This window comes from Pontibacterium granulatum, assembly GCF_029961155.1.
Taxonomy (GTDB): domain Bacteria; phylum Pseudomonadota; class Gammaproteobacteria; order Pseudomonadales; family Balneatricaceae; genus Pontibacterium; species Pontibacterium granulatum.
Genome location: NZ_JASBRH010000009.1, coordinates 154,055 through 180,993, shown reverse-complemented (window position 1 = coordinate 180,993; position 26,939 = coordinate 154,055). Strand labels below are relative to the sequence as shown.

The window sequence follows — 26,939 nt, the reverse complement described above, 5'->3', positions numbered from 1 at the left end:
ACATTGCGGTGAGGTGTCCGAGTGGCCGAAGGAGCACGCCTGGAAAGTGTGTATACGGAAACGTATCGAGGGTTCGAATCCCTCCCTCACCGCCACGAATTCAAACGAAAAAGCCCCGTCTCGTACGGGGCTTTTTCGTTTGTGCTGGTGGTGAAAGATTTGAACTCGAGAAGAGGGTTCGATCGCCGCGAAGCGGCAACACGCCGGAGCTTGCGACGGCAGCCCCGAAGGGGTGAGGAGCGTAGCGACGAATAATCCTCCCTCACCGCCAGCCTAATTTAATACGAGAAAGCCTTGGTTTATGACCAAGGCTTTGTAGTTTCCTGTCTCCCAATCAAGCCGCCACTGCGGCAATCTGCCGAACGTTCTGACTCTCGCGTTGCTGAGACCCCTGTGAATACAGGTGCCATTCACCGTCGCCCATTGGGTCAACTGCAGTACTGATGTATTCCATACTATCCTGCACGGGTTCAGAGGTGCGTACGACTTTAAACGTTACCGGCGCTTCCTTGATATCAGGGCGCAGGCTCTGTTCGATCCAGAGGCAGATCGATTTATCGGTCAGTACATACTCAAAACGAACAACCTTAAAGCCAGGACGCAGCGCCAGGGTCAGTAAAGACTGATCAGGGTTAGCTTTGTATCTCATGATTGCTTTCATATCCTGTTCCTCGTTATCTGAGAGTTGGATCAGAATGTCTGAATCCGCAGTTCCAAAAAACAGGTTTTTTTGAATCGTCAGTTCGTTTTTTACTGAGTGTTCTGCTCGATTTATTCCAGGGCTTCCATCGCTGTGCGTTCAAATTTTGCTTGTGCCAGACAATGCAGGTTGTGGGCGTCGTCGATGGTGATCTCCTCAAAGTGCACTTTTGCACCAGGCAACAGCTGGGCGATGCGTGCCGTATCAAGTGAAATCATCGAGCCGATTTTGGGGTAGCCGCCTATGGTCTGGCGGTCGTTCAGCAGTACGATCGGTTGGCCGTCGGCAGGGATCTGGATCGCGCCGTGGCAGATACCTTCCGACAGGATGCCATCAATAGACGGTTTCACTTCAGGGCCGGCTAGGCGGTAGCCCATGCGGTCGGCGCGGTCGGTGACCTTGTATTCGCTACTGAAAAACATGCGTTTGTCCGCGTCGCTGAATGCTTGTTGCTGATAACCGGTAATGACACGCAGGCTGATGTCGTCCGAATATTCCGGTCGGTGTTTTTCTGGCAGCCGGAACGCTTTGTTGGTGGTTTGCTCGTTGCAGGGCAGATAATCACCTTGCTGCAGTTTGTTGCCATTACACAAACCGCCAATGCCTTCGCGCGTCACGGTCGCACTGCTGCCAAAACGGGGTGCTACCCGGAAACCACCGCTGACGGCCAGATAAGCGCGAGCCCCTTGAGTAGAGAAACCCAGTTCGATGCGGTCGCCAGGTTTAACACGGTGGCTGTGCCAGCGGTCCTGCTCCTGTCCGTTTATCTTTAGCGGCATCGCTGCGCCGGTGACGACGAGATAGGTACTCACCTCCGCTTCCAGTACTAAGCCACCGATGCTGACTTCGAGTATGCTGCAGTTCAACGGGTTTCCCAGTAGGCGGTTGGCCCATTTAAAGGCGTTGGCATCCAGGGGGCCGCCGGTGGTGAGTCCGATACGGTGATGGCCGTAACGACCTGCGTCCTGGATCAGAGTAAACAAACCGGGTTGTATGACCTTAAAGCCGCTCATAGTTGACCTCCCAACTCCAGATACTGATCACGGTTGATCGGTTTGAAGCGAACGCGATCGCCCACTTGAACGGGCATGGTGGGGCTTTTATCGGGATCAAACATCGGTGTGGGACAGAGGCCGATCAGGTTCCAGCCACCAGGAGACACCGCTGGGTACACGGCGGTTTGCTGGTCTGCGATTGCCACGGCGCCTTTAGGTACTTTCTGGCGCGGCGTTGAAAGACGTGGGGCGGCAATACGCGGATCCACTTCGCCCAGGTAGGCAAACCCCGGTGCGAACCCGATTGCGTAGACCCGGTACTCCATCTGGCTGTGGATCTGGATCACCTCGCCAACGCTGTGGCCTGTGCGCTGAGCCAGATCTTGCAAGTCCGGACCAGACTCGGGGCTGTAGTAAGCGGGCAGGGTGATCAGCGCCCCCGTGTTTTGTGTGGTGTTGTCTAGCTGGCCAAGCAGTTGGCGTAAGGTGCTCTTAATCTCCAGATGGTCGCAGGCAAGCAGGTCGTAGATGACCAACAGGGATGCATAGGAGGGCACTAGGTCGATCAGTTTATCGGCCAGCTCAGATTCAAGCAGACTTACCGCCTGCTGTACTTTGGCGGAGACGGATGGAGCGGTTTTTTCGCCAAAATAGACGATCAGGGCGTTTTCACCGGCGACTTCTATCTGCATCATTTGATCAGCTCCCGAATCTGCTGGATGGCATTGATGCCATCCATGTTGTCGCCGTGAACGCAGAGCGTGTCCGCGGTGAGTTTCAGTCTCTTACCGCTGACGGTTGTGACCGTGCCGTGCTCCTTGAGCTGCTTGACCTGCGCCAGCATGTTCTCGGTGTTATGTACCGCCCCAGCCTCGCTGCGGGGCAGCAGTGTGCCATCGTCGGCATAACAGCGGTCGGCAAACACTTCAAACCAGAGCTGGATCTTGGCACGCTGCGCTTCCTGTCGGTGTTTGGCGGCGTCAGGCGTGCTCTGCAGCATCAGTACCAGCGGACGGTAGTAGCTGGAGATCGCTTCCATCACCGTCTTGCGGATGGTTGTGTCGGTCATCATGTCGTTGTACATCGCGCCGTGGGGTTTAACGTATTCCAGCTTGATGCCTAAGGATGCGGCCATGCCGTCGAGTGCTGCGATTTGATACAGCATCATTGCTTTCAGCTCTTCGGCATTGGCTTTGAGCGTGCGGCGGCCGAAACCAACAAGGTCCGGATAACCAGGGTGAGCGCCAATGGTCACCTTGTTTAGTTTGGCCAGAGCCAGTGTTTTCTGCATAACCACGGGGTCACCCGCGTGGAAGCCACAGGCTATATTGGCCTGATCGATATGGGGCATAACCGATTTATCCAGACCCATGCTCCAGAAACCAAAGCTTTCACCCAGATCACAATTCAAACGTAAAGACATCGGGATCTCCTCTAATTACAGAATCGCCAGTTGGCTGTTTTTCAGATCGGTCACGATCATGTAGCCGGGGCTGTGGGTGATACAAAAAGGCGGCTTGGCCTGTTCGATGGCAACCTGAGGGGTAACGCCGCAGGCCCAGAACACCGGTAGCTCATCCTCTTTGATGGTCACCGCATCGCCGAAATCCGGTTGGTTGATATCTGTAATGCCGATCAGTGATGGATCGCCCAAGTGCAGCGGTGCGCCGTGAACGGAAGGGAAGCGGGTACAGATCTGTACGGCACGGATGGCATCGGCCGCTTTCATCGGGCGCATGCTGACGACGGTGGTGCCGCTGAAACGACCGGCAGGACGGCACGGAATATTGGTACGGTACATCGGTACGTTCACGCCTTCGGTGATGTTGCGCACCTCCAGACTGTCGGCCAGCAGTGCTTCTTCAAACGAGAAGGAGCAGCCCAGAACAAAGGTCACCAGATCGTCACGCCATCGTTCGGCGACGTCGTTCAGTTCCTGGGTTAACTCACCGTTTTCGTAGATTCGGTAACGGGGCACGTCACGGCGGATATCCAGGTCTTCACCCAGTTCCGGCAACATAAACTGACCGGGTTGGCTGGACATGCCAATGATTGGACAAGGCTTGGGGTTAAGCTGGCAAAACTGAAGAAAGTCGTCGGCCCAGGTTTTGGGCAGGATGGCTAAATTACCCTGAACGTAACCGGGGGCGAGTCCGGAGGTATTTTCGGTGTATGTACCCTGGCGAATCAGTGCACGAATTTGGGTGGGTGTTTTATCTGCGTACATGGACGAACCTTTATTATTCTATGTGTGATACGACGCTCATGTGGGGCGTGTGTGCTAAGGGTTCCGTGAGGATTTGTAGGCGGCGGAGGTCGTTTGGTTTTCCAGCCAGCGGGAAACTTCGTCCTCGCTTCTGCCAAAAAACACCACACGTCGTGTGATGCTCAGGGAGCCATTGGCTTTTATCGATCGGCGGTATACAAACCAGCTGTCCTGGGAAACTTCGACGATTTCATCCACGTGGCGGATCTGCTGGTAGTGTTGGAGCGTGATCGCATTGCTCATTTTGATAGAGGTCTCGGGGCTTTATGGGTTATGGGCGACAGCAAAAAGAGTGCCCCAGCCAGCCGGAGCCGGCTGAAGCAAGAGTCGCCAAATCGTTGATCCATCAGCTAACGGTGCGAGTGAGGTGTTAGCTAGGTGTGTCTTTTGTTTCCATTTGCTAGCCCCGGGTCAGAGGCTAGCGTCCGGGTGTTACCTGATCTTCTGTCTCGCTTAGGAGGTCATCATGGTTGGCAGGTACAGCACGATCTGTGGATAGATCGTGATCAGCACAATTGCGATGGCGATCATAAAGAAGAACGGCAGCGCAGCTTTTGCCACATAGAGGATGTTCTTGCCGGTCAATGCCTGGATCACAAACAGGTTAAAGCCCACCGGTGGGGTGATCTGAGACATCTCGACCACCAGTACCAGGAAGATACCGAACCACAGCAGGTCGATGTTGGCCTGGGTCACCATCGGCAGCACCACAGAGGTGGTCAGCACGATTACCGAAATGCCGTCCAGGAAACAACCCATGATCACGAAGAACACAGTCAGGTAGATGATCAGTTCAATCGGTGACAGGCCCAGATCCGCAATCCATGTAGCCAGTGCATTTGGAATGCCGATAAAGCCCATCGCCAGCGTCAGGAAGTGCGCGCCCACCAGGATCAGGCCCAGCATGCAGGAGTTTTTCACCGCTCCGGCGATACTGTCGATGAAACCGCTGAAGGTGAAGCTGCCCAGTACGGCGGAAAGTAACAATGAACCTGCAACACCAAATGCGGCGGCTTCGGTAGGAGTGGCGATACCCTGATAGATCGAGCCCAGCACGCCGCCGATCAACAGCACAATCGGAATCAGCTTTTTCAGCGCCTGAAGCTTTTCTTTGGTGCTGTACTGCACATTGTCAGCCACTTCGCCCTTGCGGCCCTGCATTATCGTCCAGCCCGCGGTGAAGGCCATAAACAGCAGAATCAGTACCAGGCCCGGCAGTACACCGGCCAGGAACAGGCGTGCAATGGAGACTTCAGCAGAGACACCGTAAACAATTAGGATGATGGACGGTGGAATCAGCAAACCCAAGGTACCGGAGCCCGCCAGGGTGCCAATCGACATCGTATCGCTATAGCCACGGCGTGACAGTTCCGGCAGGGTCATGCGGCCGATGGTTGCGGCGGTCGCTGCGGAAGAACCGGATACCGCAGCGAAGATGCCGCAGCTGAGGATGTTCACGTGCAGCAGCTTGCCCGGGAAGCGGGACAACATCGGCGACAAGCCTTCAAACAGGTCCTGTGAGAGACGGGTGCGGAACAGGATCTCACCCATCCAGATAAACAGGGGCAGCGCGGTCAGTGACCAGCCGGTGACGGCACTCCAGGAGGACGTGCCAAGCAACAGGCCGATGCTGTCGTTACCGATCAGCTGCAGACCAATGATGGAGATGCCGGTCAGGGTCAGTGCCACCCAGATGCCGCTGGTCAGCATCAGCAGCATGCAAACAACTAAGATTAAACCGATTACTGTGATATCCATGATTTACTCCGCAGTGCTAAGTGCATCTTCGTGGGCGATAAACCCTGGTTTTTCTCCCTGCAGAGCCGCGATGTAGCTATCGATGATTGCGATCAGCAGGAACAGTGAGCCAAGTGCCATTGGGGACTGAACGATCCACAGTGGCACAGCCAGGTAGGTGTCTGTTACGTCGTTATAGATGTAGGATTCGTACGCGGTGAAGGCGGTGTAGTACGCCAGGTAGCCGCTGATCAGGACGCCTGCAGTCAGGTTGAAAAATTCAACCAGGCGGCGCGCCCTGCCTTCCAGGCGACAGAGCAGAATGGTGACGCGAATATGGTTGCCGGTGTTGAAGGTATACGCCAGTCCGAAAAAGATAGTGGCTGAAAGGAGCCAGCCTGCGAAGTCTTCCGAAGAGGGAATGATGACGCCAAACATGCGCGCGGCGATCTGAGCCAAAATCAGCAGTGTCATCACAACCAGGCAGGTGCCCGATAACACGGCGGAGGCTAAGTAAAAGTAGTGTTTAAGTGTTTGCATTTTATTCTCACCCGATTGCCTGACCAGAAACCCAAACATTCCAATTGCTGTTATGTCGGACTGATCATCCGAAATACTCGGGTTTGTCGGTTTTTATAATTTATTCATGCAGCGTGTTATGTGTTACTCGGAGAGGCGCCTTACCGAGGGTTAATAAAGCGCCTCCAGGACGAGGTCTTACATTTCCAGGTAGTTTTTCAGCACGGTACGGCCGGATTCGCCCGCTTCGGCTACCCATTCGTTCACCATGGTGGAACCGATCTCTTCCAGCTCTTCGATCAGCTGATCACTTGGCTTGCTTACCTTAATGCCGTTCTCAGCCAACTTGTTGGTGTGCTCTACCGCCAGTTTGCGGCCCAGTTCCCAGCCTTTTTTCTCTGCGTTGGCGGCCGCAGTCAGGATCACCTGCTGAGTTTCTGCATCCAGGCGGTCGAACATGCGCTTGTTGGCGAAGACCATGTTCTTCGGAATCCAGGCGTGGATGGTGGTGAAGTCGGAGATGTAGTCCCAGCTCTGACCATTCACACCGGTACTTGGCGAGGTGATCATGGCGTCGATGGCGTTGGTAGTGAACGCTTGTGCCACATCGCTGAACGGGATGTTGACCGGTGTGGTGCCCATCAGGTCAGCCAGACGGGAGGTGGTTGGGCTGTATGAGCGCATCTTCAGGCCTTTCAGATCTGACAGGCTGTTCACGACCTTGTTGCTGTACAGGTCCTGTGCTGGCCATGGAGAGGTGTACAGCAGGATCAGGTTCTCTTTCGCCAGTGCTTTAGCCAGCTCCGGTTTGGAGGCCTGATACAGTTTTTCCGCACTGTCGAAGTCGGTAGCCAGGAACGGGATGTTATCCAGCTTGAAGATTGGGTCGAGGTTACCCAGGCGACCGATAAACACTTCACCGATTGGCACCTGGCGGCTCTTAACTGCACGGTGGATCTCCGGGTGCTTGATCAGGGAACCGCCGGAGTGGATGTTGATGGTCAGCTTGCCGTTGGATTTGGTGGTTACTTCTTCAGCAAAGCTGCGTGCAACCTGAGTCTGGTGTGTGCCGTCGCCGTACGGGGTTGGCATATCCCAACGCTTCTCTGCGAACGCATTGCTGGTGGCGCCCAGCGTCAGCATTGAGGTCAGCAGTACAGCAGCATGTTTGGCAAAACGTTTCATTCTTATTCTCCAAATCTTATTGTTTATGGAACCTGCGAATAAGTCCGAGTCGTTTCGGGCTTGTTAGCAGGTTCCTAGGCCCTACCGATGGCATTGGCTGTAACAGGCACTGCAAGGCGGGGGCCAAGATTGGAAAAGTGTTTTAAAACAGTAGCTTAATGTTTTTTTTGTGGGGTTTTTTGGAAGGCTTTGGGATGGTTTTGACTCAGGCGACTTTCAACGCCTGAGTCACTTTTGACACATTTGCTTTGGTCTGCCGCTTAGGTGAAGTCCTTGCGATCCAGGTCGTATTTCTTCATACGCAGGTAGAGCTTCTTGCGCGGGATGCCCAACGCCTGGGCGGTTTGTTCAATCTGGCCGTTATTGGCTTTGAGTGCGGAAAAGATGATCTCACGCTCATAACTCTCCACCAACTCGTCCAGATTCCCCGCTTTGGGGGCTTCCGTGATGTTGAGTTTGCTGTCCAGCGGTAGGCCCAATGCCCATCGTTCCGCGGCGTTGCGCAGTTCCCGAACGTTGCCCGGCCAGGATTGCGTGCTTAGCTGTTGCAGGAGCAGATCAGGAACCGGTTTGCTCTCGCGATTAAAGCGCTGACAGGCCTGCTCGGCAAAATGGCTGAACAACAGTGGAATGTCGTCCTTGCGCTGATTCAGGCTGGGCAGGTCGATGCTGGCAACATTCAGGCGGTAATAGAGATCCTCACGGAAGGTGCCTCGGTCAGCGGCCTCCCGCAGGTCTTCCTTGGAGGCGGCTACGACCCGGATATCCACATTGATATCGGCGTTACCCCCCAGGCGTTGCAGGACGCGTTCCTGTAATACCCTGAGCAGGCGCACCTGCAGGGAGGCTGGCATACTCTCGATCTCATCAAGGAACAGCGTGCCGCCGCTGGCGTATTCCAGCTTGCCAATCCGTTTCTTATTGGCGCCGGTGAACGCACCGGCTTCATGGCCAAACAGCTCACTTTCAATTACCGATTCAGTGACCGCACCACAGTTCAGGGCCACAAAGGGTTTATCCTTGCGCGAACTGAAGTCGTGCAGACACTTAGCGACCACCTCTTTACCGGTGCCGGTTTCCCCGTTGATGATCAGGTCCACGTCCACTTGGGCCAGCTGCAGCACGGTTTCGCGAAGACGTACCATAACGTCGGTCTGGCCAACGAGACGTTTGTCGATCTCATCCTGACCCTTGATCGCTTCGCGTAAACGGCGGTTTTCCAGTACCAGTTCGCGTTTTTTGAAGGCACGCTCGACGGTGTTCAGGTGATGCTGGGGATCATCGGTTTTCTCCAGGAAGTCGTATGCCCCCTGACGGATCGCCTTAATCGCAATGGCGATATCGGAGTGGCCACTGAACATGATGACGGGAATCTCCGGGTCGATCTCCAGGATCTTCTCCAGTACCTCAAGGCCGTTCATGATGTCCATGCGTACATCGCAGATCACCACGCCAAGCCAGTCCCTGGCGCAATGCTTGATCGCTTCGAGCGGGTCTTCGTAGGCGCTGGTGGTATAGCCTTCCAGCTCCAGTGTCTGGGTCATCGATTCGCGTACGATCGCCTCATCGTCGATGACGATGACCTGGCCATTTGCCATGGCTGAACTCATTACTTACTACTCCGGTGTTCTGGTAACTGGATACAAAATGATGCGCCCCCGCCTGCGTTTTCATCAACCGTCAGCTTGCCGCCGAAGTTCTTGATGATATTGAAGGAGATAGCCAGGCCAAGGCCCAGGCTCTGGCCGCGGCGTTTGGTGGTAAAGAAGGGCTCGAAGATCTGTTCGCGCAGCTCCTGATCGATACCCGGACCGCTGTCGCGCACATAGATCTCGATCATGTCGTGGCGGTGCAGGCACTCGATGTTGATCAGTTTTTCTTCCTGCTCACGGACTGCATCAAGGGCATTAGTCACCAGGTTCATGACCACCTGTTCCAGCTGTACCGGGTCGGCTTGTACCTGGTTCTCTGCGTGCTGGTAATGCACATTGATGGTTGTCTGCTTCCGGATCTCGTCACCTTCAAGCATATGCAGGACATTGTTTATCACACGATCCAGGTCCACGGGGGTGAGGTTTAACGGCTGGTTGCGGGCCAGTGCTTTCAGGCGGGTGATAATCGTGGTGGCGCGTTTGGTCAGATGTGAGATCTGGTTAAGGTTTTTCTCGGTGTCCTCAATCCGCCCAGCATTCAGTAAACGTACGCCGTTATGTGAGTAGTGGCCAATGGCCGACAGTGGCTGGTTGATCTCATGGGCGATACCGGCAGAGAGTTGGCCCATGGCCGCCATCTTGCCGGCTTGCACCAGCTCTTCCTGCAGCGTAGTCAGCTGATCACGGAAACTGATCAGGGATCGGGCCATGGTGGTGATCTCGTCGTCGCCCTTAACCTGTACCTGTTCTTCCAGATTGCCGTTGGCAATTGAACGCATGCTTTTGTCGAGGCTGGTAATTCGGGCCACCATGTAACGGCCAACGTAAAGCCAGACGATCAGGATGGAGAACAGCAAGCTGGCAGCCACCATCATCAGCATCCAGAATCGCGCTTTTTGAATGGTTTCTTCCGCGTTGGCAACAGAACTGCGGGCTGCTGTTTCCGCCTTGGCGGTTTGGATCGCAATCAGTTCGTTTAGGCTGTTGAGTTCCTGGCGCATCTGCTCCAGCAGTAATTCGCCTGAGCGCAAAATGCTGCGTTCCCGGCTGCGGATCAAAAACATGTTGTTCTCCCCGCGGGTGAGGAACACGATATTCACAATGGTTTGCCGTAGGGCCTGAATCCCCGGCATGGTGTTGATGGCCTCGATATCCTGCTTGATCCGCTGGGTGATCTCATCCGAGTGGGTCTGCGTGGCGATAAGGGAGTTCAGGTCCGGTAGGTGCTGCGCCCGGTCAACCAGATTGACCAGCAGGTTCACGTCAGCTTTGATGCGGTACAGGCGCTGTAGGTCCGCGTTTTTCTTGGTGGTTGTTTCCTGGCCGTAGTTGTTGATAACGATCCATGAGTCGGGCAGGTCCTGGTTATAGTAGCTGTGGAGATCACGCTGCGCGTTTTCGGTCAGGGTGTCGATCTCGCTCAGAAAGCTGGATGCAATCCAGCGCAGGCGTTGGTTTTCAGACTGTTTCTGTTGCTGGATCTCAAACTTCTTCAGCACGTTACTGTCCAGCTGGGACAGGGTCGCCTTAAAGATATCGATCTGGGCGGCGAGTGCGGTTTCAGCGTGTGGGTCTTGAGTGCTTCCCGCAATTGCCGGCAGCAGGTAAGAGATGGTATCGAGGTTAAACTTCAGCTCCTCCCAGATTTTCTGACGACGATCGGTGTCCTCCGCGGCCAGCAGAGTAGGGGCGAGCAGGGTGATTTTTGTACCTTGTTCTTTCAGGTTGGCCATCAAACCGAGGGTTTGGATATTTCCCTCAACCACTTGGTTCAGCTCGTTGCCAAGGCGGTTATAGGAGACCCAACTGATAATGCTGGCCAGCAGAGTAAGGGCACTGAGCGCACCGAACGCCAAGAAAAAACGTCCTCGTATTCCAAGCTTTTGCCGATGTTTCATCTGTTAACGGTGCCTTGATCTGTTAGGGAACCTACAAACTCGAAGGTTCTTAGAACTGAATACTATTTATTTCATAGCTTAAATAGAATTTAAGCAAACGCGAAACGTAAACGGCCAGTTTTATTACCTACCTGCATAAGCCGTTCGGGCAGGTTATAGTAAATAAGAATATGAATGGCTATTCAGATTAGCCGCTTTCCCAAGCTTCCAGAGGATGTGAAAAAGCCCGTGTGTATGAAGAAGTTAAGACAGGTATCAAAGGCGTTTCTACTGGGCCTGGCGTTGCTGGCAACCTGCGGTTTTGCCGCGGCGAACGATACCATCATTATCAAGGGTGTCGGTACTTGGGATTATTTTACCAACTATCAGAAGCACGAAGGTCCGTTCTGGAACAAGCACATTGCCGAGGTTTCCGGCGGGCAGATCGTGGGTGAGATAAAACCACACACCGAGCTGGGCCTACACGGCTATGAAATTATGCGCCTGGTAAAAAACGGCGTGTTCGATTTTGCTTTCGGTCTGCCGGGGTATGTAGCACCGGAGAGTGAAATCTTTGAAGGCGCGGACCTGTCTTCGCTGGTACAGAATATTGCTGTACAGCGGAAGGTGGCCAATGCTTATTTCCATACGTTGGAGCTGGCATTTGCCGAGAAATACAACGCCAAGCTGATGATGCTCTATCCGTTTCCCAGCCAGATGATCTGGTGTAACAGCGAGATCCGTGGCATCGAAGACCTCAAAGGTAAGCGCATTCGGGTATTCCTGACGACCTTGGGCGACTTTGTCGAGGGCGTGGGGGCGATCCCGGTGAGTGCATCGTTTAACAACGTGCCTGAAGCGCTGGAAAAGGGGATTTTTGATTGCGCAATCACCGGCACTATGTCGGCGTATACCGGCAAGTTGTACAAGGTCGCGTCCTACGGTTACACCCTGCGTGTGGGGTGGGGGCTGGCATTTGGCGCAATGAATTTGAACAAGTGGAATCTGCTGAACGACGAGCAGAAAGCGTTGCTCAAAAATGAGATTGCGCAGCTAACCGACAACATGTGGCAGGAAACGGCACAAGAGGATGCGGTGGCCCTGGCATGTCTTGCGAAAGGCCCGTGCCCGATCGGCGAAGTTGGCAATATGACGCTGGTGGAACCGTCGCTCGAAGATCTCGCTGTGCGTAACAACGTGGCGATGGATGTCATCCTACCGCGCTGGGCGGCGCGATGTGGACCGGAATGCGCCGCCAACTGGAACCGTACTGTCGGTCGGGTGCTGGACCTGAGGGCCGAGGCCAAAAACAGGTAAGTTGGTGTAGCTTTGTGCTGCTAAAAATAATAAAAGCCCCGTAGCTGTGAGCGTAATGCTGTTCACTTGAGCAGAGCAGTGGATCTGTTGGGCTTCGCGACGCGAAGTCCAACCTACGTGAGCATTGTAGGTTGGCCAACCCGCGAAGCGGCGTTGCCCAACATTGGGGCTAACCTATCCCAGACCCTCGATAATGCCATTATCAAGCAGCCTCATCCTATTGGCCGCCGGGTGTTTGGGGAGTCCGGGCATACGTAAAATATCACCGGTCAGAATAACCAGGAACCCGGCGCCGGCATTGATCTGAATCTGCCGCACAGTGACCTCGAACCCCCGAGGCCTGCCATGCAATGTCGGATCGTCCGATAGCGAGCTGGGCGCTTTGGCGACACAAATCGGTAGCCCGGTCAGGCCCAGCTGCTCTACATGTTTCAGGTCCCGCTCGGCATCCTTGGTAAAGGCCACGTCGTCGGCGCCATACATCGCCTTGCACACCGCTCGCACCTTATCTACAACCGGTAGTTCAAGAGCATACAGCGGTTCGAAGGGACGGTTTTTCTCCACCGATGCCATGACCGCTTTAGCCAGTTCCAGGGCGCCTTCGCCGCCATTGGCATGGTGCGTGGTTTCGGCAAAGGAGACACCCAGCTCGGTGCAGCGTGCCCTGATCAGCGCTACCTCGGCGTCAGTGTCGCTGGCAAAGCGGTTCAGTGCCACCACCGGGTGTTTATTAAACAATTCAACGCTTTCAATATGTTTGTCCAGGTTTCCCAGTCCCTCCCGCAGGGCGACCAGATCCTCTGTTTCGAGCTCATGCTTTGGTTTGCCGCCGTGCATTTTCAGGGCCCGTACAGTGGTAACCAGTACCACCGCATCCGGGTCAAGCCCCGCGATCCGGCATTTGATATCAAAGAACTTCTCAGCGCCCAGGTCAAAACCAAAGCCCGCTTCGGTGATTGCCCAATCCGCATAATTCATTGCCATGCGGGTGGCGATGACGCTGTTACAGCCGTGGGCTATGTTGGCAAATGGCCCGCCGTGAACCAGGGCCGGGGTGCCCTCAAAGCTTTGTACCAGGTTGGGTTGCATGGCATCGCGCAACAGCGCCATCATTGCACCGGTGATCTCCAGTTGTTCAGCATAGATCGGCTGGTTTTCGTAGCTGTACCCGATCAGGATGCGGTCCAGTCGGCGCTTCAGGTCTTCCGCATCGTCGGCCAGGCAGAGCATCGCCATCACCTCCGAGGCGGCGGTGATATCGAAGCCGCCCTCTCTGGGAATCCCCTGGTTCTTGCCCCCCAATCCCAGCACGATCTTACGCAGGCTGCGGTCGTTCATGTCCATCACCCGGCGCCAGGCGATCTGGCGTGGGTCGATACCCAGCTTATTGCCATGAAAAAAATGGTTGTCGATGGTGGCGGAGAGTAGGTTGTTGGCACTGGTGATGGCGTGAAAATCGCCGGTAAAGTGCAGGTTGATTCGGTCTGCCGGCATAATCTGGCTGTAACCGCCGCCGGTGGCTCCGCCTTTCATGCCCAGACAGGGCCCCAGAGACGGCTCGCGCAGTGCCAGGCAGACTGATTCATTGAGGCGGGTAAATGCCTGGCCCAGGCCGATCGTGGTGGTCGTCTTGCCTTCGCCGGATGGGGTTGGGGTGGTGGCCGATACCAGTATCAGGCGGCCCTTCCTGCCATTTTTTTGCTGTAATGCTCTAAGATCGATTTTGGCTATGTCGCGACCATAGGGATGCAGATACTCGGCATCGATGCCCAGTTGTTCGGCGATCTCAGTAATGGGGCGCGGTTTGAATTGCTGTGCTATCTCGACATCTGTTGTCATGGAAGGCTCCTTCAGAAAGATCGATCGTGCATAGGGGGAAGGTCACAGGCATAGGAGGACCTCCATGCATCAGATTAGAGCATTGTGGCGTGGAATGCCGGATATGGGGGAGGGAGATCAAAAACAGGTCGATTGCTTAGCATCTTCGTTTGAAGGTGAGCGGCACTGCCTTGGGATTGGAATGCCCAAGTGATGAAACCGGGTGATTATGAGACAGCAAAGGAAACTTCGCCGCGGACTTCGAAGGGGAAGGAGTATAACGACGAATATTCCCCTCACTGCCTAACTGTCAGGCAAACCGCGTCCCGCCCGAAGCCTGCCTGTTAAATCTTAAGAAACGTCGCTCTTCGCGTCTACAAGCCGCTGATACAGTGAATCCTTCAATTCGGATCTGTCGTGTTTCAGTTGATGCATTGCCTGGTCGTCAATGGGAGAGCTGTTCAGCTCCAGCTCGCGAATCTCGTTGTCCAGGCTGTTGTAGCGCTTGGCATCGTCCGCAAATGCCTGATCGTTCTGGGTTAAATGGTCGATAGTTTCCCGATACTCAGGAAACTCGTTAATGAGAGAGTGATCTTCGCCTAACATGGAAACTCCTGCTATCAGTGTGACATTTCAGTTTGATACGTTATCTGTATGAATCTTAGTCAATTTCTGGCAACTCCAATAAAGGGCATTGTTAAATATTGATGTCGGTCAGCTGGATCTCTTGGTCACGCGGTTGTGAATTAGGGCCTGCCTAAGCCCACCAGCCAAGCCGCCAAAAGCAGTGGGGTGATGTAGAGGCACACCTTGCGGGCGGACCTGCAAATCTCCAGCTGCTCGCGCTCTTTCACCGCGATGTGGGTGGTATCAACGTGATGGACTTCGGAGCGCGCGGTGTTTATCGCCTCGTCTATCTTGAACTCCAGATAGAGCGTAAGGATATGGAAGATGCCCGCCGTACACAGGCTGATCAACAGCAGCCAGCCTGCAGGGGCTGTGAACGTGATGTAGTCGAACATGTCAGTACCTGTCTAACTCTCTGGTTAGACAGGCTGCACGCGGGTTGGTGCGGTCTTGGTACGTTGTTCTAGCCTATGTGATTTACAGTACCTTTGTCGTCTGGCCTGCGGTTTTCATGTGTTGACGTCGGCAGCTGAGCATCATCGCCCAAAACTCCGAAAAGTCGTTTACCACCACATCCGGTTTATGCGGATAACGTTCGTTGCCTGGGAAGATCTTGTTCAGCCAGGGTTGGTCCCAGAGTGCGCCGTTGAAGAACACACTGGTGATGCCCGCCGTTTTTGCAGCAATGACATCGGTGGTGCTGTCGCCGACATACCAAACGTCGGTGCCAATCTCGATGTTCAGGTTATCGGCTGCCTTGAACACCTGATCGGCATGCGGTTTACGTTTTACGGTGTCGTCGCCGCAGACTTCGGTATCGAACAAGTCTGCCCAGCCGGTACCGTCGATGGTATTGAGTTCGTGGACAAAAAACTCGCGGTCGCGGTTGGTGATTACGCCCACGGTGATGCCCAAACCACGCAGGCCTTCCAGCACCTGTTTCACCTTAGGTTCAAACGGCAGGGCGGTGCCGTAGTATTTGCGATAGTGCTTGGTAAATCCCTTGTGCGCCAGCTGTTTGGCGACCTGGTTTTCCGCGAAGAGGATTTCGAAGATATCGGTGCGGGAGATCTTACGGTCCAGCTTGATCTTGGGATGCAGGGCCAGGTTGTTGCGCACGTACTCGACCAGTTTCATATCGTCCGGTGATTTGCAGTGCTCAGGCGCTACCAGGTGATCCAGCAGGCCCATCTCACGCAGCTCTTTCAGCATGTCGTCCACTGCGTGGTACATCGCATCCAGGGTGTCCACCAGCGTGGCGTGCCAGTCGAACAGCACAACTTTTGGGTATGTCAGTTTGGCCAATGCAGGGTGCCAGTCCGGCTCCTGTCGTGGTGGTGGCGGTTGCAGCGGTGGCAGCTGCTGTGGGCGCATCTGCTTGGTGGCAGGTGCGATATCGTTTGGTCCTGCTGCGGCTTCCACCTGATCGATCAGCTGATCAAAGCTGTGAACGATCACGTCAGGCTGGTGTTCGTTGTGATCAACGACGGAGAAGGTGTAATCAAACCAGGCCTGATCCCACAGCGCGCCGTTGTAGAAGACCGCAGAGATACCCGCTTTGCTGGCGGTGATCATGTCCGTCAGGCTGTCGCCCACATACCATACGCTGCCGTCCGCGACTTCGCCCAGGGCTTCGGTGGCTTCCAGCAGAGGGTCGGGCGCGGGTTTATAGCGTCGCGCTTCGTTGCCGCACAAGCTGATATCAAACAGATCCTTCCAGCGTCCTTTCTCTACGTGGGCAAGCTCATGGGCGAGGTATTCCCGGCTGCGGTTGGTCATCACGCCGATCTTGATGCCGAGTTTCTTCAGGTAGCAGAGGTAGTCGTACACGCCATCCTGAAATGGATAGACCTTGCCGTAGTGGTTCCGGTAGCACTCATTGTAGGCGTGGTGAGCGATGGCATTGGCTTCTTCATTCTCGCCAAACAGTGCATCAAAGATATCGGTACGGGAGATGCGTTGTTCCGCCAGCACCCGTGGATGCAAGTGGCGGAAGATGCGGATATAACGCAGGAGTTTTTCATCCTCCTCGGTTTTCGCTTCCGCTTCGGGGCGAAGGTGGCGGATGAGGTCCAGTTCGTCGAGCTGAGCCAGCATCTCCTCGACCGCCAGGTACATCGCTTCGTGGGTGTTTACCAGAGTGCCATGCCAGTCAAAGAGCATGACTTTGGGGAAGGGTAGGGTCGGTCTTTCCATAATGAGATTCCTTTCTTGGAGTCAATGGAATTCAAAGCCTTACCCGATTAAGTATATGCAACGATTAGTTGTATCCGCGAATTCTGATCGCTTTTGTATGTACTACCTATAAGCCTCGTTTACGCCGCGCCCTGAGTAACAGGCACGTAGCCCAGCTGCTCGGAGATTGCATCGCCCGCAGCAATCAGATCCTCGACCCATTCATGTTTGCGTCGTTCTATCGGTGCTGAAACTGAGAGGCCGGCGGTTGGCACGCCGTTGCGGTCGTACAGCAATACGCCGATGCAACCTACACCAATCTCTGCTTCTTCGTTGTCTAGTGCGTAACGTCGTTCTGCGCTGGTGGCACATTCATTAATCAGATCGGGCAAAGAGGACAACGTGTTGCGCGTGTATGCAGGCAGATTGGTGCGCTCTGCATAGCTGCGGATTTCGTCCTCGCCACCCACACCCAGCATCAGTTTACCAATCGCGGTTACGTGCAGCGGTGCACGGCTGCCGATGATCTGCTGCACATGCATCATGCGGTTGGGGGTGGCCTTCTCGAAGTAGATCACCACATCACCTTCCCGAATCGTCAGGTTCACTGTTTCCCCCAGTTTATCCCGCAGCTGCTCCATGTAGGGCAGGGCCAGGGCGCGCAGATCCACATCGGTATGCAGGCGGCTGCTCAGTTGCAACAAGCGCTGTCCCAGGCGGTACTCGCCGTTCTGGTCCCGATCCACAAAGCGGTTGTTGATCAGTGAGCCGAGGATGCGGTGGGCAGTTGACGGGTGCAAGTTGGTCTCGGCGCTCAGCACTTTCAGCTTCACCGGGGTGGAGTAACGAGAGATCGCATCCAGCAGAAGGGCTGCCCGATCAATAACTTGTATACGCGATTCAGATTTTGAGCTGGCTGTAGTCATACCGTTAACCTGCGTTGATTGTTCTTTGTGTTCTGATAAATCGTATACAAAAAATACAAATTTATGAATATGAAATGGCCTTTCACATTATGAAAGATGGTCATGATAAAAAATTTTAAAAAACAAAGTTAATAAAAACAGGTGCTTGTGTGTATTTTTTGTCTTTCGGGTCAAGCTTTCATAATGTGAAATCGTTGCATATTGCGAGACTGGGTCGCCGGGTTTAAGGTGTGAATCAAGTTGCTTGCACGGCAAATTGTATACAAAAGTTTGGCTTCAGTGTTTTGGATTGTTGCCTCTGTATCTAAAGCGTTGGTGCGGCAAAGCATCCCTAACTAATAAGTACTGACTTTACGGAGTGGACCCCTATGTCTGATCAAAATCCGGTCTTTATTCCAGGCCCAACCAATATCCCTGACCGCTTGCGTAATGCGATGCATGTCCAGACTCGCGATCACCGTTCACCGGATTTTGTCGAAACACTTGCGCCTGTACTGCGTGACTGTAAGCGAATCTTTGGTACTGAAGCGGGTGAAATCATCACTTTCCCATCAACCGGTACCGGTGGTTGGGAAGCGGCGATTACCAACACCCTGTCTCCAGGTGACAAGGTGCTGATCGCACGCTACGGCATGTTCTCTCACCGTTGGATCGACCTGTGTCAGCGTCACGGTCTGGATGTAGAGATCATCGAATGCCCTTGGGGTAGCGGTGCGCCAGCGGGCCTGTTTGAAGAGCGTCTGAAAGCGGACGATGCCCACGAGATCAAAGTTGTACTGGTAACTCACAACGAAACCGCAACCGGTGTACGCAGTGACATTGCTGCCGTACGTGGTGCGATGGATGCGGCTAACCACCCGGCGATGATGTTTGTGGACTGCGTAAGCTCACTGGCGTCTATGCCGTTTGAGATGGATGCCTGGGGTGTAGATATCGCAATTTCCGGTTCGCAGAAAGGTTTCATGCTGACCACCGGTATGGCGATCCTGGCGGCAAGCCCGAAAGCACTGGCTGCGATGGAAACAGCACAGCTGCCGCGTACCTTCTTCGACTTCCGCGACATGATGAACGCGAACAATGCGGGTGGTTTCCCATACACCCCACCAAACCAGCTGATCTATGGCCTGAAAGAGAGTCTGGAGATGCTGTTTGAAGAAGGTCTGGAAAACGTTTACGCCCGTCACCACCGTCTGGCGGAAGGTGTACGTAAGGCTGTTGAAGCCTGGGGCCTGAAGCTGTGTGCCCAGTCTCCAGAGCTGTACTCCGACACGGTAAGTGCGATCTACGTACCTGAAGGTTTCGATAGCAACCAACTGACTGACCACGCGTTCAGCGCCTACGGCGTGTCCTTCGGTATCGGTCTGGGTGAGATGAACGGCAAAGCGTTCCGCATCGGTCACCTGGGTTCTCTGACCGACGTAATGGTGCTGTCCGGCCTGGCGACCATCGAAATGGCGATGGCCGACCTGAACTACCCAATTGAACTGGGCTCCGGTGTGGCCGCGGCACAGGAATACTACCGCAAGACCACGAAGAAAGTGGACGTGTAAATCCGGCAAACCTACAACCGAATAGAAGAGGTAACTCATGAGCAGTTCGACTGAACAGACCATGATCATTCCGACCTACGACGATGTTCTGGCAGCGCACGAGCGTATCAAGCCTTACATCTATGAAACGCCGGTGCTGACATCGCGCCTGCTGAACGAGCTGACCGGCGCGGAACTGTTCTTCAAGTGTGAGAACTTCCAGAAGGCCGCTGCGTTCAAGGTACGCGGCGCGTCCAACGCGGTCTTTGGCCTGACTGAAGAGGAAGCAAAGAAGGGTGTGGCAACACACTCTTCCGGTAACCACGCGCTGTCTCTGTCCTACGCGGCAGGCCAGCGTGGTATCCCGGTAACCGTGGTAATGCCACGTACCGCACCGCAGGCGAAGAAAGATGCGGTCGTGGGTTACGGCGGCACCATCGTTGAGTGTGAGCCTTCAACCAGCTCCCGTGAAGCGGTGTTTGCCGAAGTGGTCGCGGAATCCGGTGCTGACTTCGTACACCCATACAACGATCCGCGCGTAATCGCGGGCCAGGCGACTTGCTCTAAAGAGCTGGTCAGCCAGGTGGAGAATCTGGATGCAGTGATCGCACCGATCGGTGGCGGCGGCATGGTGTCTGGTACCTGCCTGACCCTGTCCAACATTGCACCGGAGATCAAAATTTACGCGGCAGAGCCTCTGAATGCCGATGATGCGGCGCGCTCTTTCCGTGCCGGCCACATCATCGCCGATGATGCGCCAAACACCGTAGCCGACGGCCTGAAAGTGCCGTTGAAAGACCTGACCTGGCACTTCGTCAGCAATCACGTCACCGACATCCTCACCGCGACGGAGGAGGAGATCATCGACGCGATGAAGCTGATCTGGAAACACATGAAGATCGTCGTAGAGCCAAGCAGCGCGGTACCGCTGGCGACGATCCTGAAGAACCCTGAAATCTTCAAAGGCAAGCGTGTCGGGGTAATCCTCACCGGAGGCAATGTCGATCTCGACAAACTTCCGTGGCTCAACAATTGATCTGAAACAGGAGAATAAAAATGACTGCATTGAATGATCCTAAGAACCTGGAAGTGGGTTACGACGTGCCGGCGGTACCAGGAATGGATGAAGCTGATATCCAGACACCTTGCCTGGTTGTAGACCTGGACGCGCTGGAAAAGAACATTCGCACCATGGGCCAGTACGCCAAAGAGATGGGTGTTCGTCACCGTGTACACGGCAAGATGCACAAATCTGTTGATATCGCACTGCTGCAGGAAAAGCTGGGTGACAGCTGTGGTGTATGCTGCCAGAAAGTATCTGAAGCGGAAGTATTCGCCCGCGGTGGCATCAAAGACGTGCTGGTATCCAACCAGGTACGTGATCCTGCGAAGATCGACCGAATGGCGCAGCTGCCAAAACTGGGCGCTCGCACCATCTGCTGTGTAGATGACATCGAAAACGTAGCGGAGCTGTCTGCAGCTGCGCAGAAACACGGTACTCAGATCGAGTGTCTGGTTGAGATCGACTGCGGCGCAGGTCGTTGTGGTGTGGAAGCGGGGCAGCCGGTAGTGGACATCGCTAAGGCGATCGACGCGGCTGAAGGCCTGAAGTTCTCCGGTATCCAGGCATACCAGGGTGCGATGCAGCACATGCAGAACTACAACGAGCGTAAAGAGAAGATCGATATCGCTGTTGAGATGGTGGCTCGTTCCGTAAACATGCTGAAAGAGGAAGGCCTGGAGTGCGACATCGTTGGTGGCGGCGGTACCGGTTCTTACTACTTCGAAGGTAACTCCGGCGTGTACAACGAACTGCAGTGTGGTTCCTACGCGTTCATGGATGCGGATTACCAGACCATCCATGACGAGAACGGCGAGCGAATCTCCGAGTTTGAAAACTCCCTGTTCATCCTGACCACCATCATGAGCCACGCCAAAGCAGATAAAGCGATCTGTGATGCAGGTCTGAAAGCTCAGTCTGTGGACAGTGGTCTGCCATACGTATTTGGTCGTGACGATGTGGAATACATCAAGTGCTCCGACGAGCACGGTGTGATCGCCGATCCAAACGGTGCGCTGAAAGTGAACCAGAAACTGAAGCTGGTTCCGGGTCACTGTGACCCTACCTGTAACGTACACGACTATTACGTAGGTGTACGTAACGGCAAGGTAGAAACCCTGTGGCCGGTAAGCGCACGCGGTAAAGCGTACTAATCCCTTCGAACGTTAGCCGCCCCAAACTCCCCTTGGGGTGGCACCTCAAAAATATCTAGGAGAAAGTCTATGGCGAACCCGTTAAACGGAGCCGGTACAGGCGTCTCAATTATTTCCGAAGCGGTGTGTGAAGCCGTAGTCGGTCGCGGTGAAGCGTTCACCGCAGTAGAAAGCGTATTTGCCGCGATGGCCAAAGGCGATGCCTACAACTTCCCTGTAGTGCGTGAAGCGATCGGTCATGCCGATGCGTTGTACGGTTTCAAGTCCGGTTTTGACCGCGTGGGTATGGTGCTGGGTGTGAAATCCGGTGGTTACTGGCCGGGTAACGTTGATAAGAACCTGACCAACCACCAGTCCACCGTGATCCTGTTTGATCCGGACACCGGTAAGCTGAAATCCATCGTCGGTGGTAACTACCTGACGGCGGTACGTACTGCGGCATCCTCTGCGGTATCCATCGCTCACTTGGCACGTAAAGACTCCAAAGTGCTGGGTATGGTGGGTGCCGGTCACCAGTCTACCTTCCAGCTGCGTGCAGCGGTTGAGCAGCGTGACTTCGAAAAAGTCGTGGCTTGGAACCCGCATCCGGAATACCTGCCACGTCTGGCTGAAGTGGCGGCTGAGCTGGGCCTGCCTTTTGAAGCGGTGGATCAGCAAACGCTGGGTGCACAGGCTGATGTGATCATCACCATCACCTCTGCATTCGAGCCGCTGATGATGAAAGACTGGGTGAAGCCGGGTACACACATCGCCTGCATGGGTACCGACACCAAAGGCAAGCAGGAAGTGGATCCTGAGCTGCTGGCGGCGGCGACCGTGTTTACCGACGAAGTTGCACAGTCTATTAGCATCGGTGAAGCACAGCATGCTGTTGCCTCCGGTGCACTGAATGTTGATGACATCACCCCGGTGGGGGACGTGATCAATGGTGTCCATGCCGGACGCAGCTCCGATGATGAAATCACCCTGTTTGATGGTACCGGTGTAGGTCTGCAGGACCTGGCGGTGGCGTCTGCGGCAGCGCGTCTTGCTGAAGAGCAGGGCAAGGTGACTTTCATCGAGCTTTAGTGCTTCATCAGGCTGTTGGAAAGCGTTTTCGAGGCCGTTTGTACAAGGCAAAAATCGACGAAAAAGCGCAGTTTATAGGTCATAAATGAGCATTTTGAGTCGATTTTTAACGCCGTAATAACAACGCAGATAGCTATTCCAATCGCTTGATACCTTGTTGTCAGAAACTGAGCTGTTACGCAGCTCCCCTGGGATCATCCATACCACGGCTCACCGTCGGTATATCCCCCTTGCTACGGTCATAACATGTGTAGCGCCTCCCCCCTTTTCCAGTTTGGAGAGGGGGATTTTTTATTCTTGCCGACAACTGCGGTGATTAGGTATTTCGACATGAACAACATCTCCAGAAAACGGATGAGACAGCTGCTGGAAAACGAGCAGTGTGTAACTTGCGCCTCCGTGTTCGACCCGTTGTCGATCCGGATGGCAAACGATATCGGCTTTAAGGTAGGTATTCTGGGTGGATCGGTGGCATCACTGATGAACCTGGGCGCACCGGATATCTCTTTGCTAACGCTGAGTGAACTGACCGCCCAGGCGAGACGTGTGTGCAGCGCGGCCAACCTACCGGTCGTAGTTGACGGCGACAGCGGTTACGGCAATTCGCTCAATGTAATGCGTACCGTGGCGGATCTGGAGCACGCCGGTACTGCGATGATTACCCTGGAAGACACGGTACTGCCGCGTCCCCACAGCCAGCCGCCGATGAGCCTGACTTCTATTGCCGAAGCTAAAGACAAACTGCGCGCAGCGCTCAAAGCACGAACCGATCCTGAATTTGCCATCTTTGCCCGCACCCATGCACTGGAACAGCAATCTCTGGATCAACTGATAGAGCGAGTTAAAGCCTACAGCCAGCTGGGGATCGACGGCATCTGCATCTTTGGCCTGAAAGAGAAAGAGAAACTCGCGCTGCTGTCGGAAGTGACCGATCTGCCACTGATGCTGATCAGTTATGGCGAAGTGGATCTGGGGGCTCCGGACTCCATGGCTGCGCAAAACGTACGTATTCGTTTCTCGGGGCACCAGGCATACGAAGACGCAGTGAAAGCGGTGTATCAATCGCTGGTGCAGCTTTATTCCAACGATGTGAACCTGCAGCCAGGACGAAGCGGTAAGGATCTCATCAGTCACTACGCTGAAACCCGCAAGTTCAGTGAGATGATCTCCGAATATGTGGGAGCTGCCTGATACGGGTTGTGAAATAACCTGACCTTTGGGTTAAAATTGCTGGCGATTCACCTTCGCAGACCGGTTTAGCATCTTAAGGCGCAGTCGATGACCACACTCTTTTTTGATCTTGATGGCACATTGCTGGATACCCAGGCCGGTATTGCCGAGTCCATCCGTGCTGCGTTGTCTGAACTCGGCCAGCCAGATGTCAGTGATCAGCAACTGCAGCAATGTTTTGGTCCGCCACTTCGGGTGAGTTTTGCCTGGATGCTGAATACCAAGGACAAAGCCCGCATCGCTGAAGCGGTTAGCCTCTTTCGGGCGCATTACCTTGATAAGGGCATCTTCAACTACACGATCTATTCCGGCGTTCTGGAGTTGCTGCAGCAGCTGACCCAGTTGAACGAGAGGGCAGTAGGGCTTCGTGTGCTTACCGCCAAACCTCAACAACAGGCGGAATGGCTGCTGGAACATGCCGGTCTTGCTGCTTACTTCTCCTCTATTCATGGCAGTGAAGACCAGGGCGTGAAAAGCGATAAATCTTCCCATCTGCTCAGTATCCTGGCCGACGCATCACACCAGAGTGAACGCAACTGGGTTATTGGCGATCGTGCCAGTGATATCCATGCAGCAAAGGCCACGAACAGTCGTTCCGTTGCCGTACATTGGGGCTACGGCGACCATCAGGAGCTGGTAGGCGCGGAGAGTGACTTTCATATCGCAAGCCCTCAGGATCTGCTGCCGCTGCTGGATCTTTAACTCGGTTAGTGTTTTTCGCCGTTCTGTTTATTTCTTTTATACCGTTATCTTACGGATTTTATCTCTATCCTATACTTCGGGTTAATCACCAATGCTGGTGCTGTAAAGCAGCGTTCACAATGCGGTAATAATTGTATACAAAATAAATCAGTAATTGTGGACGATGTGGTTTCGTGTCGTTATCGTGAGTACTGTTCGAGCCGCAGTGAGTTTGGCACGGCTTCCCGGAAACGGGTCTCACGTGGTTCGACGAACAACATTCGTAACCAGCAGAAAAAAATAAAAACCGAAGGAAGTAAGCATGAAGTTTAAAGCGACAGCCGCTCTGGCTCTGGCAGGCACCATAATCTCCACATCTGCACAAGCGGAGCAGTTCTGGAGTGATTTCAGCCTGAGTTACCTGAAGGGCAGCGACTACGAAGTGGGTGATTCTGATCGACAGGTAGTGACCGTCGAGCATGCCAGTGGCCATAACTGGGGCGACACCTTCTTCTTCATGGACCGTCTGAAGTCCGATAACGGTGATACCGAAACCTACTTTGAGTTTGCGCCACGTCTGAGTCTGGGGTACCTGACCGGTAGCGATCTATCTTTTGGTCCTGTTAAAGACGTATACCTGGCCGGTACCTGGGAGAGCGGTGAAAGCTTTGACAACTATCTGGCGGGTGTGGGTGTGAGCCTGGACGTACCGGGCTTCCAGTACTTCAACGCCAACATCTACCACGTGAGCAATGACACTGATCCTGATAACGATCAGCTGACCCTGACCTGGGGCTTGCCATTCAAAGTCGGTTCTGCCGAATTCCTGTACGACGGTTTCCTGGATTGGAGCACCGCCGAAACAAACCTCGCGTCGGAGATGAACTTTACCTCCCAGCTGAAGTGGAATGCAGGCAAGCTGATGGGTACCAAGTCACCTGTGTACGTTGGTCTTGAATACGCTTACTGGAATAACAAATTTGGTATTTCTGGTGTAGATGAGCGTAACCCATCACTGCTGGTGAAGTGGCACTTCTAAGTTTTTAAGGCGTTGTGGCCAGTGGATCTGTTTGGCCTGATCAGAGCATGAGTGGTGGTTTTGGTCGGTGCTGAGTATGGGATTGGAGAGGTCCACTGGCTACACCTTTTGACTCATATTAAGCAGCCTTCCGGCTGCTTTCTTTATATCTGAGCACAGCCCTCAAGGGCAAAAAAATCCCGATACAAGATATACATCAACGTCGGCTGTAAAAAACAAAAGTGGACCGGCGGGAGGTATCTGCAGGGAGGGATTCCTGTGTATAATGGCCGATTAATTTTTCAGAACTGTATACAACGAAAGATCGGCGGTTACTTCAGCTTTGGCAGCACCCCGTCTGGAGCGGAATCAGTACCTGTATAACAGGTGGTGAGGCCCCGATTTTGATTTCACAAGTAATAGGATCCGTATGGAAAAAGTTTATATCAGCGCCCAGCAACTTCTGGAAGACTCTACCCAGATGGCGTTACAGGTATTTGAAAGTGGTTTCCGCCCAGACTACATCGTCGGCGTATGGCGTGGTGGCGCACCGGTAGGTATCTCTGTACAGGAAGTGCTGGATTGTCTGGGTGTAGAGGCTGACCACATCGCGATCCGTACATCCTCTTACACCGGCATCGGTGAGCGTAGCCGTCACGTTAAAGTTCACGGCCTGACCTACCTGATCAAACGTCTGGAGTCTGAAGATTCCCTGCTGATCGTTGATGATGTTCACGACTCAGGTCTGAGCATCCAGCAGACCATCGTTGATCTGAAAAAAGCGTGTAAGAAAAACACCCCGGAAATCCGTATCGCAACGCCTTACTACAAGCCTGCGAACAACAAGACCGGTAATGTGCCTGACTACTACGTGCACGAGACCAACGAATGGCTGGTGTTCCCGCACGAGTTGGACGGTCTGACCAAGGAAGAGATCCTGGAACACAAGCCTGAGTTTGCGGCTGTTGCAGAGAAAATGGCTGAGCTGGGCCGTTTCGAGTAAGAAACGCTTTAGCTTAAGTCGGATCTACAGAAACCGGCCCCGGCGGAGCTTTTAGGCGCTTTGTCGGGGCTGGTTTTTTAATGGCTTAATTTCGGGATGCCCCTGTAGGGCAGCGTTCACGCTGCCGGCAGCTTAAAAGCTGCCCTACAAAGTACCGCGAGGTCTGATTTCCCACGCGGAGGTGTGGGAACGAGTTCGAAGGTATGTGGGATCGTCCTGTAGAGTAACCTTCAGTCTACTGCGTTTGCGGCTGTTGCAGAGAAAATGGCTGAGCTGGGCCGTTTCGAGTAAGAAACGCGTTAGCTTAAGTCGGATCTACAGAAACCGGCCCCCGGCAGAGCTTTTAGGCGCTTTGTCGGAGCCGGTTTTTTAATGGCTTAATTTCGGGATATCTCTGTAGGG

Annotated in this window: 25 protein-coding genes and 1 tRNA gene; 10 read left to right on the top strand and 16 right to left on the bottom strand. The window is 54.1% G+C overall.

Annotated elements, in window-relative coordinates; translation table 11 throughout:
- Positions 1-7 precede the first annotated feature (7 nt).
- Positions 8-95, top strand: a tRNA-Ser gene (locus tag QKW35_RS11030).
- A gap of 239 nt (positions 96-334) precedes the next feature.
- On the opposite strand, the gene QKW35_RS11025 is transcribed toward QKW35_RS11030, so the two are convergent.
- The 11 genes from QKW35_RS11025 to QKW35_RS10975 form a co-directional block, all read right to left on the bottom strand.
- On the bottom strand, positions 335-649 hold the full coding sequence (locus tag QKW35_RS11025; protein WP_282353086.1) for a DUF7352 domain-containing protein: 315 nt from the start codon (positions 647-649) through the stop codon (positions 335-337).
- Positions 650-771: 122 nt separating this feature from the next.
- A complete protein-coding gene (locus QKW35_RS11020; RefSeq protein ID WP_282353085.1) occupies positions 772-1,713 on the bottom strand; it encodes a 5-oxoprolinase subunit C family protein in 942 nt (313 codons plus the stop codon).
- Entirely contained in the window at positions 1,710-2,387 is a 678-nt protein-coding gene (pxpB, locus tag QKW35_RS11015) for a 5-oxoprolinase subunit PxpB (protein ID WP_282353089.1), read from the bottom strand. The genes QKW35_RS11020 and pxpB overlap by 4 nt, the downstream gene beginning before the upstream one ends.
- Positions 2,387-3,118, bottom strand: coding sequence for a 5-oxoprolinase subunit PxpA (locus QKW35_RS11010; RefSeq protein WP_282353084.1), 732 nt, complete (start codon positions 3,116-3,118; stop codon positions 2,387-2,389). The genes pxpB and QKW35_RS11010 overlap by 1 nt, the downstream gene beginning before the upstream one ends.
- A gap of 15 nt (positions 3,119-3,133) precedes the next feature.
- On the bottom strand, positions 3,134-3,922 hold the full coding sequence (locus tag QKW35_RS11005) for a putative hydro-lyase (protein WP_282353082.1): 789 nt from the start codon (positions 3,920-3,922) through the stop codon (positions 3,134-3,136).
- A 54-nt stretch (positions 3,923-3,976) separates the two neighbouring features.
- Positions 3,977-4,204: a hypothetical protein gene (locus QKW35_RS11000; protein ID WP_282353081.1), complete on the bottom strand. Its 228-nt coding sequence runs from the start codon at positions 4,202-4,204 to the stop codon at positions 3,977-3,979.
- Positions 4,205-4,414: 210 nt separating this feature from the next.
- Positions 4,415-5,719, bottom strand: a complete 1,305-nt coding sequence (locus QKW35_RS10995) for a TRAP transporter large permease (RefSeq protein ID WP_282353078.1) — start codon at positions 5,717-5,719, stop codon at positions 4,415-4,417.
- 3 nt (positions 5,720-5,722) lie between these two features.
- Positions 5,723-6,238 carry a TRAP transporter small permease gene (locus QKW35_RS10990; protein WP_282353076.1) on the bottom strand — a complete coding sequence of 172 codons (516 nt, stop codon included), beginning with the start codon at positions 6,236-6,238 and terminating at the stop codon, positions 5,723-5,725.
- 177 nt (positions 6,239-6,415) lie between these two features.
- Entirely contained in the window at positions 6,416-7,402 is a 987-nt protein-coding gene (locus QKW35_RS10985; protein ID WP_282353074.1) for a TRAP transporter substrate-binding protein, read from the bottom strand.
- 260 nt (positions 7,403-7,662) lie between these two features.
- Entirely contained in the window at positions 7,663-9,012 is a 1,350-nt protein-coding gene (locus QKW35_RS10980) for a sigma-54-dependent transcriptional regulator (RefSeq protein ID WP_282353072.1), read from the bottom strand.
- Positions 9,012-10,952: an ATP-binding protein gene (locus QKW35_RS10975; protein WP_282353071.1), complete on the bottom strand. Its 1,941-nt coding sequence runs from the start codon at positions 10,950-10,952 to the stop codon at positions 9,012-9,014. Before QKW35_RS10975 ends, QKW35_RS10980 begins: the two co-directional genes overlap by 1 nt.
- A gap of 174 nt (positions 10,953-11,126) precedes the next feature.
- Here QKW35_RS10975 and QKW35_RS10970 point away from each other — a divergent pair, with 174 nt between their 5' ends.
- Positions 11,127-12,248 (top strand): TRAP transporter substrate-binding protein, encoded by a 1,122-nt coding sequence (locus QKW35_RS10970; RefSeq protein WP_282353070.1) that lies wholly within the window; start codon positions 11,127-11,129, stop codon positions 12,246-12,248.
- A 174-nt stretch (positions 12,249-12,422) separates the two neighbouring features.
- Here QKW35_RS10970 and QKW35_RS10965 read toward each other — a convergent pair whose 3' ends face one another.
- The 5 genes from QKW35_RS10965 to QKW35_RS10945 all read right to left on the bottom strand — a co-directional run bounded on the left by QKW35_RS10965 (position 12,423) and on the right by QKW35_RS10945 (position 17,794).
- The gene (locus tag QKW35_RS10965) at positions 12,423-14,087 is read right to left on the bottom strand and encodes a formate--tetrahydrofolate ligase (protein ID WP_282353068.1); all 1,665 of its coding nucleotides are present in this window, start codon (positions 14,085-14,087) and stop codon (positions 12,423-12,425) included.
- 330 nt (positions 14,088-14,417) lie between these two features.
- Positions 14,418-14,672, bottom strand: coding sequence for an HP1242/YdcH family protein (locus QKW35_RS10960; protein ID WP_282353066.1), 255 nt, complete (start codon positions 14,670-14,672; stop codon positions 14,418-14,420).
- 140 nt (positions 14,673-14,812) lie between these two features.
- Positions 14,813-15,088: a hypothetical protein gene (locus tag QKW35_RS10955; protein ID WP_282353064.1), complete on the bottom strand. Its 276-nt coding sequence runs from the start codon at positions 15,086-15,088 to the stop codon at positions 14,813-14,815.
- 82 nt (positions 15,089-15,170) lie between these two features.
- Positions 15,171-16,889: an HAD family hydrolase gene (locus tag QKW35_RS10950; protein ID WP_282353062.1), complete on the bottom strand. Its 1,719-nt coding sequence runs from the start codon at positions 16,887-16,889 to the stop codon at positions 15,171-15,173.
- Positions 16,890-17,008: 119 nt separating this feature from the next.
- A complete protein-coding gene (locus QKW35_RS10945; RefSeq protein WP_282353059.1) occupies positions 17,009-17,794 on the bottom strand; it encodes an IclR family transcriptional regulator in 786 nt (261 codons plus the stop codon).
- 368 nt (positions 17,795-18,162) lie between these two features.
- Between QKW35_RS10945 and bhcA the strand changes: the two genes are divergently transcribed.
- The 8 genes from bhcA (at position 18,163) to QKW35_RS10905 (ending at position 26,537) form a co-directional block, all read left to right on the top strand.
- Positions 18,163-19,344, top strand: a complete 1,182-nt coding sequence (bhcA, locus tag QKW35_RS10940) for an L-aspartate--glyoxylate aminotransferase BhcA (protein WP_282353057.1) — start codon at positions 18,163-18,165, stop codon at positions 19,342-19,344.
- A gap of 37 nt (positions 19,345-19,381) precedes the next feature.
- A complete protein-coding gene (bhcB, locus tag QKW35_RS10935) occupies positions 19,382-20,359 on the top strand; it encodes a beta-hydroxyaspartate dehydratase BhcB (protein WP_282353055.1) in 978 nt (325 codons plus the stop codon).
- A 20-nt stretch (positions 20,360-20,379) separates the two neighbouring features.
- Positions 20,380-21,537 (top strand): 3-hydroxy-D-aspartate aldolase BhcC, encoded by a 1,158-nt coding sequence (bhcC, locus tag QKW35_RS10930; protein WP_282353053.1) that lies wholly within the window; start codon positions 20,380-20,382, stop codon positions 21,535-21,537.
- Positions 21,538-21,606: 69 nt separating this feature from the next.
- Positions 21,607-22,605, top strand: coding sequence for an iminosuccinate reductase BhcD (gene bhcD, locus QKW35_RS10925; protein ID WP_282353051.1), 999 nt, complete (start codon positions 21,607-21,609; stop codon positions 22,603-22,605).
- A 354-nt stretch (positions 22,606-22,959) separates the two neighbouring features.
- Positions 22,960-23,796, top strand: a complete 837-nt coding sequence (locus QKW35_RS10920) for an isocitrate lyase/PEP mutase family protein (RefSeq protein WP_282353049.1) — start codon at positions 22,960-22,962, stop codon at positions 23,794-23,796.
- A gap of 87 nt (positions 23,797-23,883) precedes the next feature.
- Positions 23,884-24,537, top strand: coding sequence for an HAD family hydrolase (locus tag QKW35_RS10915; RefSeq protein WP_282353047.1), 654 nt, complete (start codon positions 23,884-23,886; stop codon positions 24,535-24,537).
- A gap of 301 nt (positions 24,538-24,838) precedes the next feature.
- A complete protein-coding gene (locus tag QKW35_RS10910; protein WP_282353045.1) occupies positions 24,839-25,555 on the top strand; it encodes a DUF5020 family protein in 717 nt (238 codons plus the stop codon).
- A gap of 409 nt (positions 25,556-25,964) precedes the next feature.
- Complete coding sequence (locus tag QKW35_RS10905) at positions 25,965-26,537, top strand: phosphoribosyltransferase (protein WP_282353043.1); 573 nt, start codon at positions 25,965-25,967, stop codon at positions 26,535-26,537.
- Positions 26,538-26,939 lie beyond the last annotated feature (402 nt).

Excerpts from the sequence above, each read along its gene's own strand:
- QKW35_RS10985 (WP_282353074.1), bottom strand. The coding sequence starts at position 7,402 with ATGAAACGTTTTGCCAAACATGCTGCTGTACTGCTGACCTCAATGCTG.
- QKW35_RS10960 (WP_282353066.1), bottom strand. The coding sequence starts at position 14,672 with ATGTTAGGCGAAGATCACTCTCTCATTAACGAGTTTCCTGAGTATCGG.
- QKW35_RS10910 (WP_282353045.1), top strand. The coding sequence starts at position 24,839 with ATGAAGTTTAAAGCGACAGCCGCTCTGGCTCTGGCAGGCACCATAATC.
- QKW35_RS11000 (WP_282353081.1), bottom strand. The coding sequence starts at position 4,204 with ATGAGCAATGCGATCACGCTCCAACACTACCAGCAGATCCGCCACGTG.
- QKW35_RS10965 (WP_282353068.1), bottom strand. The coding sequence starts at position 14,087 with ATGACAACAGATGTCGAGATAGCACAGCAATTCAAACCGCGCCCCATT.
- QKW35_RS10995 (WP_282353078.1), bottom strand. The coding sequence starts at position 5,719 with ATGGATATCACAGTAATCGGTTTAATCTTAGTTGTTTGCATGCTGCTG.
- QKW35_RS11010 (WP_282353084.1), bottom strand. The coding sequence starts at position 3,118 with ATGTCTTTACGTTTGAATTGTGATCTGGGTGAAAGCTTTGGTTTCTGG.
- QKW35_RS10980 (WP_282353072.1), bottom strand. The coding sequence starts at position 9,012 with ATGAGTTCAGCCATGGCAAATGGCCAGGTCATCGTCATCGACGATGAG.
- QKW35_RS11025 (WP_282353086.1), bottom strand. The coding sequence starts at position 649 with ATGAGATACAAAGCTAACCCTGATCAGTCTTTACTGACCCTGGCGCTG.
- QKW35_RS10990 (WP_282353076.1), bottom strand. The coding sequence starts at position 6,238 with ATGCAAACACTTAAACACTACTTTTACTTAGCCTCCGCCGTGTTATCG.
- QKW35_RS10915 (WP_282353047.1), top strand. The coding sequence starts at position 23,884 with ATGACCACACTCTTTTTTGATCTTGATGGCACATTGCTGGATACCCAG.
- QKW35_RS10955 (WP_282353064.1), bottom strand. The coding sequence starts at position 15,088 with ATGTTCGACTACATCACGTTCACAGCCCCTGCAGGCTGGCTGCTGTTG.
- QKW35_RS10950 (WP_282353062.1), bottom strand. The coding sequence starts at position 16,889 with ATGGAAAGACCGACCCTACCCTTCCCCAAAGTCATGCTCTTTGACTGG.
- QKW35_RS11005 (WP_282353082.1), bottom strand. The coding sequence starts at position 3,922 with ATGTACGCAGATAAAACACCCACCCAAATTCGTGCACTGATTCGCCAG.
- QKW35_RS10905 (WP_282353043.1), top strand. The coding sequence starts at position 25,965 with ATGGAAAAAGTTTATATCAGCGCCCAGCAACTTCTGGAAGACTCTACC.
- pxpB (WP_282353089.1), bottom strand. The coding sequence starts at position 2,387 with ATGCAGATAGAAGTCGCCGGTGAAAACGCCCTGATCGTCTATTTTGGC.
- QKW35_RS11020 (WP_282353085.1), bottom strand. The coding sequence starts at position 1,713 with ATGAGCGGCTTTAAGGTCATACAACCCGGTTTGTTTACTCTGATCCAG.
- QKW35_RS10920 (WP_282353049.1), top strand. The coding sequence starts at position 22,960 with ATGAGACAGCTGCTGGAAAACGAGCAGTGTGTAACTTGCGCCTCCGTG.
- bhcD (WP_282353051.1), top strand. The coding sequence starts at position 21,607 with ATGGCGAACCCGTTAAACGGAGCCGGTACAGGCGTCTCAATTATTTCC.
- bhcA (WP_282353057.1), top strand. The coding sequence starts at position 18,163 with ATGTCTGATCAAAATCCGGTCTTTATTCCAGGCCCAACCAATATCCCT.
- QKW35_RS10975 (WP_282353071.1), bottom strand. The coding sequence starts at position 10,952 with ATGAAACATCGGCAAAAGCTTGGAATACGAGGACGTTTTTTCTTGGCG.
- bhcB (WP_282353055.1), top strand. The coding sequence starts at position 19,382 with ATGAGCAGTTCGACTGAACAGACCATGATCATTCCGACCTACGACGAT.
- QKW35_RS10945 (WP_282353059.1), bottom strand. The coding sequence starts at position 17,794 with ATGACTACAGCCAGCTCAAAATCTGAATCGCGTATACAAGTTATTGAT.
- QKW35_RS10970 (WP_282353070.1), top strand. The coding sequence starts at position 11,127 with ATGGCTATTCAGATTAGCCGCTTTCCCAAGCTTCCAGAGGATGTGAAA.
- bhcC (WP_282353053.1), top strand. The coding sequence starts at position 20,380 with ATGACTGCATTGAATGATCCTAAGAACCTGGAAGTGGGTTACGACGTG.